Genomic DNA, 9,064 nt, shown 5'->3' with positions numbered 1-9,064 from the left:
TTGAACCCTTGCTCCGTCGCAATCTTCCTGAACCAGCTCACAAATAATTCAAAGCCTTCTCGATTGTTTTCAAACGTAAGTGGCTTCCCAAACTCGACTCCGCGGAAGTCTTGCGCACGAGCCACATGTCTGAATTTTGCAATGTCGACTCCGATAATTAAGGTAGAAAAAGTGATTTGATTAATTCGTTCATTTTGAGTAGAATGCATGTTGTAGTCTCCTTGGTTTTGTTTTTGGATCCGACGCTGGCCAGCATCAGGGACCCATAAACATCATACCAAGGAGTCTTTTTATTTCTCAAACCTCGTATTTCTTCATAATAGGAATGCTGCCCGTTACTTGAGAAAAGGCAAACCTGGACCGGCTGCCTCTTCTTTTTGTTATTATGCTATCGTTCCCCCGTTATTTCAGTTGCCATCAAGTGCTTTTTTCCCCAACTTCCATTTCAAGAACATATTGATATCATTAATTGCATCGTGGACTCTCAAGCAATGTTCGTGATTCTCACGAAGTTCTCTCAGAATAATTGGTTTAACGACATGTTTTTCTAACTTTCCTTTTGTTCTCGCTATATAAGCAAACCCCAATACAGCGTTTGCTCTAACCGCAGGACTCTCATGATTTGAAAGTTGTGCACATAGATCTTGAGCAACTTTCCAATTGGTGTGGTTTTCTCCCACGGAAAGGGGAAGTGTTAAAAGCTCGTCTAACTGATTTCTTATAAGTATTTCTTTGATCTTCTGGACGGAAAGATCATCAAGTGGTCTATATATTCTTTTCTCGTCCATATTTTCTCACCCAATCACTGTACTGTTTTCCTCATTAATTCAAGGTATCCGCTAAACTATCCTCCTTTAATTTAATGAGAGTGCCCTTAGTCAAGGATAATGGTGATATGCTCGTGGTCTGAAATAATTTCCTGCAGCCAGTCAAATATAGTGGGTCCTATGCCATTCTTGGCTTGTCGCAGTTCTTCCGCAACGAGGGGAACATTTGAAGGATGGCATCTTAGTAATCGCTCTTCAAGTAGCTTTACTGTCTCCGTGTACCCTAAACTTTCCTTTAATTTACTGGAATTCTTCAAAAAGATTGAGAATGTTCCATCGTCCTCTATATCACCAAATCCGCCTCTTAAAATATCGTTAAAGGCATCTAAATTTCCATTCCATTTATGCTTCCCTGATAATACAGCATCGGAAAACTCTCTACAGAAATCCTCAAAGTTGGAAATTTTACTGCCATCTATAATGAATGTCTTACTCATTCGAAATCCCCCTATTCCTTATTCATATTTGAACAAATCTCCCGTTACTTTGATGAATTAAGGGAGCAGATACCGCGGCATCTGCTCCCTGTTTTTTGCGCTATCGTTCCTACGATAGCTTAATGCTAAAGGATAATTGTTCAAATATTCGCATGATTGAAAAGTTCTAATTATTTTTAAGAATGATGAAAATTGCGCCTAATACAAAAATAGTAACATTAATAGTATTGCTTTTATCTTTTGTATCAATCAACCGAATAAGGAAAATTATTGCGATTAGCAAGAATAACCACGAAAAGTTAAGTTCTCTGCTTCCAGTTGAAGAAACAATTACAAATACAACAGTAAATAAAGATACAAAGAGCTCTAAACTAAGAAGAACGAGATTCCTATTTTTATATGGATTTATTAAGATAAAAGCATCTCCTCTGCAGTTTATATGGCATTAATTTATGATAATTAATTTATTATTCTTTATTTTACCATATTTGGTCTTTTGTGAGGATATTTCAGTCAGTTTTATTTCCCTCTGTTTATTAAGCATTCCTGCCCGTTACTTTAACGATCCAATGTTCCTACATATACCACACAAATTTGCCTACATACTATCGACACGCGTGAAGACCTTTGATAAGGCATAAAATAAAGGGTTATGGCGAAAAATGTCGAATTGGAAAAAATCACCTATCTTGAATGTATCCAATCAATAACATATAGAAAGGATTATACGATGTTTGACAAATCTGGAAAAAGAAAACTACCGAATAAAACAAATAGCGCTCCTGTAACGCAGAGCAGGAGCAGCACGGCTCCCTTCGATGTGATGAGGCTGCAGCAGACGATCGGTAATAGGGCGGTTGGCCAGCTTCTGCAAAGAGCCATTAAGAAAGGCAGAACAAACAAAACATATAAGGCTGGCAGGAAAATTAATAGTGATATTATCACCAAGAAATATCCTCATGTCAGCCAAACTGTTATTGAGGAAATTCAAAGAGTACATTTAGAAGAGCCTGATATGACATTAAAAGCCGCCTATGACCTGGCGGAAGAAAACGTCAGAAAATCCGGGAAAAGAGTCGTCGGGCGCGGAGGCGGGAAAATTACCGATCATACGGATTTGATCAGCAAGCTAAGCTTGCTCGGTGCGGATATGAGCACAGCTGCTTTGTATATTACGAATCACTGTTCGCTGATTGATACGAATCTGAGGGAACTGGAATTTCTTGTATCTGACTTCAAGGTGCATCCCAGCTATTCGGCGAAACAGGTGAAAACAGCCGTGACGGATGCGTTCATGGAAATGCCATCAAAACTGATCCGCACCATGTCCAGCTTTAACTCGTTTGCGGAAGAAGAGGTGGCCGCAGAGAAGAGCACTAGCTCCGCTTGGAAAGGGAACCAATTCGAGCAATGGGTGGATGTCAATGTCAAATCATTCTCTACTCGGAAGCAACGGCTTTCTTTTCCGAAGACGGGATCGATGTCCAAAGCGCGCGATAGCGACGGTTACGACAGCAAGACGAACGAGATCTGGGATTACAAGCATGTGAGCGGACCTGTCGATGTTGATCAGGTCAAAGATTATGAATATATTATACAGAAAAAAGTGAAATCGGCAGATAATATTGCACCAACAGCTGTCAATTACTTGTTTCCAGACTTATCCGCAGCACAAGCGAACAGCGGGCTAAAGTCGAAGAATAACTTCAACGTATGGTACATACAACCTGGGATGTCGCCAGAGGCTAAAAAATTGTAAGATGAGTTAATAGAGGGGCTTACCTTGTCTATGCTTCATAATGGTTAAATCCTATGAAAGCAGGAGGATCTTGGAACAGCCAGAAGTGGCGCTGATAGACTGGAGAAATTCCAGTTCAGCTACCACATATATCGCCCGCCAGTCAACCTTCGCAAAAATAACTAGCTCCGCTCTCCATTCAAGGACGGCAGCTTTTCGCATAGCAGGAGCTGCTTCGAGGGTGTACACTCCCGCAACAGAAAGCGCCTGCTTCAGCCGGGGAGCGTGCCTGCCATCCTGCCAAGCAGCCGCTCCGCCTGCTCCATCGTGCGGCGCACAACGTCGGCCGCGGCAGCTTCGCCAGCCAGCCGTAAGCCCTGCCCCGCCCACAGCGACATATACTCCGGCTTGTTGGCCTTCGCCGCAGCCTGCCGGATGTCCCGCGTCATCGCGTTCTGAAGCGGATACGCCGGTATCGTGCCGGGGTAGTCCTGCATATCGCGCATAAACTCGGTGCGAATCCCGCGGGCGGCTTTGCCCGAGTAAGCGGTGGTCACCTGGGTTGCATCCTCTCGCGACACCAGTATCTTATGCTTATACGCCGCGTGGGCGCCGCTCTCAGGGCTGGCAAGAAAAGCCGTCCCCATCTGCACGGCGGAAGCGCCCAAGGCCAGCGCGGCAACCAAGCCGCGGCCATCCATGATGCCGCCCGAGGCGATCACCGGCAGCTTGACGTGATCCGTCGCTTGCGGCACAAGCGCCATCGTGCCGATCAGCGCATCGGACGCACCGGATGTGAACGTGCCCCGGTGCCCGCCCGCTTCGCTCCCTTGCGCCACAATCGCATCTACGCCCGCTGCCTCGAGCAGCTCCGCCTCTTGAACCGTTGTCGCCGTGCCGATGATTGTCGTCCCCCGCTGCCTCAGCGCGTGAATAATTGCCTGCGACGGAATACCGAACGTGAAGCTCACGATCGGCACACCCTGCTCCAGCAGCACCTTCACCTGCTCTTCAAAGTTCTCCGCTGCTTGCGGAATCTCCGAAAGCTGCGCAATGCCCAGCTCTTCCCGATACCGGTCCAGGTACGCGTTCATCCGCGCAATCGCCTCCGCATCTTCCTGCGGCTGCTCCGGCACGAACAGATTCACGCCGAACGGCCGGTCCGTGCGCTCCCGCACCTCCCGAATGGCGCTGCGTATTTGCTCCGGCGTCAAATAGCCCGCTCCCAGGCTGCCCAGCCCGCCGGCATTCGAAACGGCTGCCGCCAACGCAGGCGTCGCGGGACCTCCAGCCATAGGCGCTTGCAGAATCGGATAATCGATTTTCAGCATACGTGTGAGTGTGGTTTTGAGCATATATGGACCTCCTATGGGTTAGCTGAGCGAGCTTTATGGGGCAGCATCACGCATACTGCGCCTCTGAATTTGCCCCTAAATTCGCCAATAATCGCGGCGTTATTTCAACACCGCGTTCTTTCAAGGCCAGCAGCACCGCACCAGCCGCCGGCGAAAAGGCGGGTGAAATGAGGCGAAGCTTTTTCCGTTTCCCCTGTTCCAGGCGCAGGGCCAATTGCTGCCCAAAGTACGCGCTGTTCACAACACTGCCGACCAAGGCAACCTTCACCTCTGACTCTAAAAAATAAGCGGCCAGCATGTTAACGCCCACCGTGATCTGATGAACAGCCCGGTCGCATACGAGCCTGGCTAACGGAATGTTCATCTGTGCGAAATCCGTCAGATCAGGTGCGAGCTCTGCAAACTTGCGATTGCGCTCGCGCGGATCGGCGATAAACCCTTCGGCGGCCAGCTGCGCCAGTTCGTCTAGTGTAGACACGTCCCAGAAGCGGAGCATCGCTTCAACGAGCAATGCATCTTCCTCCTTGGCGTTGCCGGCCAGCACTTCATACGTGGCATCATAAGCCAGGAACCGGGCTGCACTTGCCGCATAGTGATGAAGATCATAGTTTCGAATGTGATGTCCAGCCTCGTTAACCGCCACAATGATCGACCCCGTCCCCGACACAACGATGATTCCGGGCTCGGAAAGCAATGCGCCGCTATGGGCAACCACCGCATCGTTCACGTGCTGCCTCGGGCAATGAAGCCCCGGAACATCGGTGAGAGGTTCAACCCAAGCCAAATCCGCCTTGGCATCAAACCCTGCAACCCCCGCCGCCAACGCCGCTACATCACCTGCCTGCTTCCCCGCTTCGCACAGCGCGTCTACAATCGCTTGCTGCACGTTTTCTTTCGCACGCACATCCTTATGGATGGATGAGGCTCCCCGCTCCACATAAGCAAGGACACACCCTTCGAAATCCGCCACCATAACCCTTGTGTGCGTACCACCCCCGTCTATGCCGATCACGACACGGCTTTGATTCTCCACACGGCTCACCCTCCCCTATTCCTTCTTCCGGACAACCCCATGACTCAACTCAATTCTACCATATTCTGTAACCCGCGATCTATTCCATCGATAAAAGGCGTCCACTCCCCCACCGCATACAGCAGCAGCTTGTGCATAGCACGGGTACACACGGTGTAGAAAAGCTTCCGCTCACTTTCCCGACCATAAACAGCCGAAGAAGCATCATAGACCAGCACCGCGTCGAACTCCACACCTTTGGCAAGGTAAGAAGGAATGACCGCAATCCCCTTTTCAAAAGAAAGCGTCTCTTTCGTAATCAGGCGCAGCGATTCGCAGCCTTGTTCCAGCAACAACCCGTAAGCCTCGGAAGCTTCAGCTGCGGTTTTCGTAATAACGGCGACGGAGCCCAGGCCTTCGGCGGTCAGCGCCGCCAAATCCCCCGCCATTCGCGCCGCCCGAGCCGCACTGCTGCTTGCCTGGAGGAAGCGCGGCTTCTCTCCGCTTCTTTCAAACGGGACAATGTCCCCGCCCCAAGGCAGCAGCGACTTCGTAAAGCTTACGATCTCCTGCGTCGAGCGGTAGCTGCGGACCAGACGGATCAGTCTCGTTTCCTCCTCTCCGTACAATCGCACCAACGGAGAAGCCTCTTCCTGCAGATTCGTCGCCTGCGCAAAAATCGCTTGATTAAAGTCGCCTAACACCGTCATGCGGGCGCGCGGAAACAGCTTTTTCAGAAAAGCGTACTGAAACGGCGAATAGTCCTGCCCCTCATCCACGAAGACATGTCGGACCTCCGTATTGATGCGCGTCCCCTCGATCAATTCCTTCACATACAGATAAGGCGTCGCATCCTCATAAAACAGCTGCTTCCCGTTCAACTTTTCCTGCGTTTGGCGGCAAATCTCAGGCCACGAAGCCGGCACTTCCGTCTCGCCTGTCATGCGGCTGAAGGCGCCTTCGTCCTCAAACAACTGAACGTACAGTCCGATGAAATCGATAAAATGCAGCCGTTTCACCTCCCGCTTCAACGGCTCGGCATGCGCCTTCACGATCATTTCTCGCAGAAGCTCCTCTTCCTGATCGGCAAAATCGAACAAACTCTCCTCGCCCGGCCCCTGATTCCGGCGGTCTCCATCGTATTGGTCAGTGAATTCAAACACCGCCTCCTCCCGCCGATACTTGCGCAGCACCGTGCGGTAGGCTTCGTCATAGCTCTCAGGATCGAGATAGTTGACCTCATCCTGCACCCAATCCGCCTCCCGTTCGCGGCGCTCCCATCGCGACAGTTCCTTAAGGAGCCAATCCCGGAGCAGAATCACTCGGTTTGCCAAACGAACGTTGGGATCATAGCTGTAAAATTGCTCCCGCATCCGCGCCGCCGAGATCAGCTCGCGGTCCTGGAACCGGATAGGGACGAACCGCATCCCTTCCTTGCCCAGCCACAGCGCGTATTGTTGAAGCGCATGGAGAAAGCGCTCCGACGCCTTATAGGCGATCCCGGCCATACGCGCTTCATAATCCGGTGTTTGCGGCGCCGTCAGCACGAATTCCATTTGCTCGAACGGATCTTCCAGCGCAAGGCTGCCTTCGAGCCAGTACGACAAATACTCTTGAAACGTCGTCTGCTGCATATTCTCCTCGCCCAACTCCGGCAGCACCGCAGCGACGTAACTGTTGAACATCCCATTCGGCGAAAAGAGGACGAGCTGATCCGCCCTGAGTTTGTCGCGGTTTCTGTACAGCAGGTACGCCGCCCGCTGAAGCGCGGCAGACGTTTTGCCGCTGCCGGCAGCCCCTTGCACGATCAGCATGCGGCTCGTTTCGTCGCGGATAATGGCATTTTGCTCCCTTTGGATCGTCGCCACAATGCTCTTCATCTGCGCATCCGCGCCTTGCCCCAGTGCCTGCTGCAGCAGCTCGTCGCCGATCGTCATGCTCGTATCAAAAACATGCCGCAGCTCGCCGTCCCGAATCTGATACTGCCGCTTGAGCGTCATCTCCCCGTCAATCCGGCCGCCAGGTGTATCGTAATGAGCAGGGCCAGGCATGAAATCGTAATACATGCTGGCAATCGGCGTGCGCCAGTCATACACCAGAAAGCTCAGTTCCTCTTCATCCGTCAAGGAGGCGACGCCGATATAAACCGCCTCGCTCTCCTTCGTTCCCTGTTCTGTAAAATCAATACGGCCAAAATACGGCGACGGCAGCAATCGCTTCATCCCGTTCAACCGCTGCAGCCGCTTGAGATGGCTCCGCTCCCGTTCGGAGAGCAGCGCCTCCTGCTGCTTGATGCTATAGAATGTCTCTTCGAAATCCTCGTGCGTGCTAGTGTTCAGCGTCACGTCTTCCCAGAATCGCTTCCGAATGTCCGTCACCTGGCTGCGCAGCCCCGACACCTCCGGCTCCAGCTCAGCGATGCTCGCCTGAATCCTCATCTTCACCCGTTCCAATCGTGCTTGTTCCTCTACCCGGTTGATTTCGTTTGCCATTCTTGACCACACTCCTGCATCGTATTTTCGAAAACAAATACTGTTTGACAATCGGCTCTTCCTCATGCTATACTTGTAATATAAAGATAATGACCTAATTATGTTGTTTATCAAAAATACAACAAATAGGTTTTCCTAGCATATCACATTGCCTGTTGGCCTGTAAATAGCATCATCTAAAATTCTGTCCTGCTGTATTCCTGGACTAGCAATAAAAAGAACCGACAACTTGTTGTTGTCGGTTCTTTTTGTATGTTCAAACTCGGCGGATCCCCTCGTGTCCAGAGGCTCTCAAGGAATCCATTAATAAATGGTCGGCACCATGCCCCCCTCCATACGGATTGGAGAACCTTTTAATGCGGAAGCATAAGGGCTGCATATAAAAGCTGCTAGTCTTCCGATTTCGATCGGTCTAATAAATCGCTGAATCTCCGAATGAGGTAAGTTTGCAGCCATAAATTTTTTCTCTTTTTCGGGGAACGTCATATGCTCATCTGTATAGATTCCCTCAATAATCTGATGCACATTTTCAGAAAGCGTTGGACCAGGCATGATTGTATTGACCGTCACTTCGGTTCCCTTGGTTAATTTGGATAAGCTCTTTGCAAGAGAAAGCAGCATCGATTTGGTCATGCCATATTGCGGCATGAGGCCTGAAGGCATGACAGCCTCCTCGCTCGCAATAAAAATGATGCGGCCATCCTTGTTTTCCAGCATTTTAGGGAGATAAAATTTACATAGTCCGTTTGCAGCAAGCACATTCGTACGGAAGTAGGTTTCCCATATTTCATCGGTTACATCATCATAACTCATGATCTCGTAGATCCCCACATTGTTAACCAAAATGTCCACATGAGGATATTTTTCAAACAAGGCTTCTCTCTGTGCAGGATCCACAATATCTGCAGCAGCATTTTGAGGCGATGTCGCGGGAAAATTCGCACGAATTTCGTTTACCGTTTGTTCTACCTCTTGATGGCTTCTTCCATTAACCAGCACGTTTACGCCTTCTTTGGCCAGTTCAATCGCAATGGCTTTACCTATCCCCTTCGTTGATCCTGTAACTAACGCCGTTTTATTGTGCAATCCCATATCCATCCTGCATGTCTCCTAAAATGAAGTATTTTGGGACTCAATTTTAATCTTGAGTTCCGGATAGGGATAATACTACCTTGTCTGGGGCCCTCAGTAACTAGCCCATGA

At 49.9% G+C, this 9,064-nt stretch carries 7 protein-coding genes and 1 pseudogene; 1 reads left to right on the top strand and 7 read right to left on the bottom strand.

What is annotated here, in order from left to right; translation table 11 throughout:
* From EJQ19_RS22005 to EJQ19_RS21995, 3 genes and pseudogenes are all read right to left on the bottom strand, one after another.
* A pseudogene (locus tag EJQ19_RS22005) lies at positions 1 to 209 on the bottom strand (IS110 family transposase); the annotation flags it as partial.
* Between the two features lie 198 nt (positions 210 to 407).
* Positions 408 to 788 carry a hypothetical protein gene (locus EJQ19_RS22000; RefSeq protein ID WP_126143398.1) on the bottom strand — a complete coding sequence of 127 codons (381 nt, stop codon included), beginning with the start codon at positions 786 to 788 and terminating at the stop codon, positions 408 to 410.
* Between the two features lie 86 nt (positions 789 to 874).
* Positions 875 to 1,264 carry a barstar family protein gene (locus tag EJQ19_RS21995; RefSeq protein ID WP_126143397.1) on the bottom strand — a complete coding sequence of 130 codons (390 nt, stop codon included), beginning with the start codon at positions 1,262 to 1,264 and terminating at the stop codon, positions 875 to 877.
* 670 nt (positions 1,265 to 1,934) lie between these two features.
* Between EJQ19_RS21995 and EJQ19_RS21990 the strand changes: the two genes are divergently transcribed.
* Positions 1,935 to 3,023 (top strand): hypothetical protein, encoded by a 1,089-nt coding sequence (locus EJQ19_RS21990; RefSeq protein WP_126143396.1) that lies wholly within the window; start codon positions 1,935 to 1,937, stop codon positions 3,021 to 3,023.
* 251 nt (positions 3,024 to 3,274) lie between these two features.
* Here the strand turns inward: EJQ19_RS21990 and EJQ19_RS21985 are convergent, their stop codons facing one another.
* The 4 genes from EJQ19_RS21985 to EJQ19_RS21970 all read right to left on the bottom strand — a co-directional run bounded on the left by EJQ19_RS21985 (position 3,275) and on the right by EJQ19_RS21970 (position 8,959).
* Entirely contained in the window at positions 3,275 to 4,357 is a 1,083-nt protein-coding gene (locus EJQ19_RS21985; protein ID WP_126143395.1) for an NAD(P)H-dependent flavin oxidoreductase, read from the bottom strand.
* A 46-nt stretch (positions 4,358 to 4,403) separates the two neighbouring features.
* Positions 4,404 to 5,390 (bottom strand): BadF/BadG/BcrA/BcrD ATPase family protein, encoded by a 987-nt coding sequence (locus tag EJQ19_RS21980; protein WP_241243036.1) that lies wholly within the window; start codon positions 5,388 to 5,390, stop codon positions 4,404 to 4,406.
* Between the two features lie 44 nt (positions 5,391 to 5,434).
* The gene (gene helD, locus EJQ19_RS21975; protein WP_126143393.1) at positions 5,435 to 7,861 is read right to left on the bottom strand and encodes an RNA polymerase recycling motor HelD; all 2,427 of its coding nucleotides are present in this window, start codon (positions 7,859 to 7,861) and stop codon (positions 5,435 to 5,437) included.
* 303 nt (positions 7,862 to 8,164) lie between these two features.
* The gene (locus EJQ19_RS21970) at positions 8,165 to 8,959 is read right to left on the bottom strand and encodes an SDR family NAD(P)-dependent oxidoreductase (RefSeq protein WP_126143392.1); all 795 of its coding nucleotides are present in this window, start codon (positions 8,957 to 8,959) and stop codon (positions 8,165 to 8,167) included.
* Positions 8,960 to 9,064: the final 105 nt, after the last annotated feature.

The organism is Paenibacillus whitsoniae, from assembly GCF_003955665.1.
GTDB classification, from domain to species: domain Bacteria; phylum Bacillota; class Bacilli; order Paenibacillales; family NBRC-103111; genus Paenibacillus_E; species Paenibacillus_E whitsoniae.
Note: the sequence above shows the minus strand (reverse complement) of the source record. Positions and strands in the feature narration are given on the sequence as shown.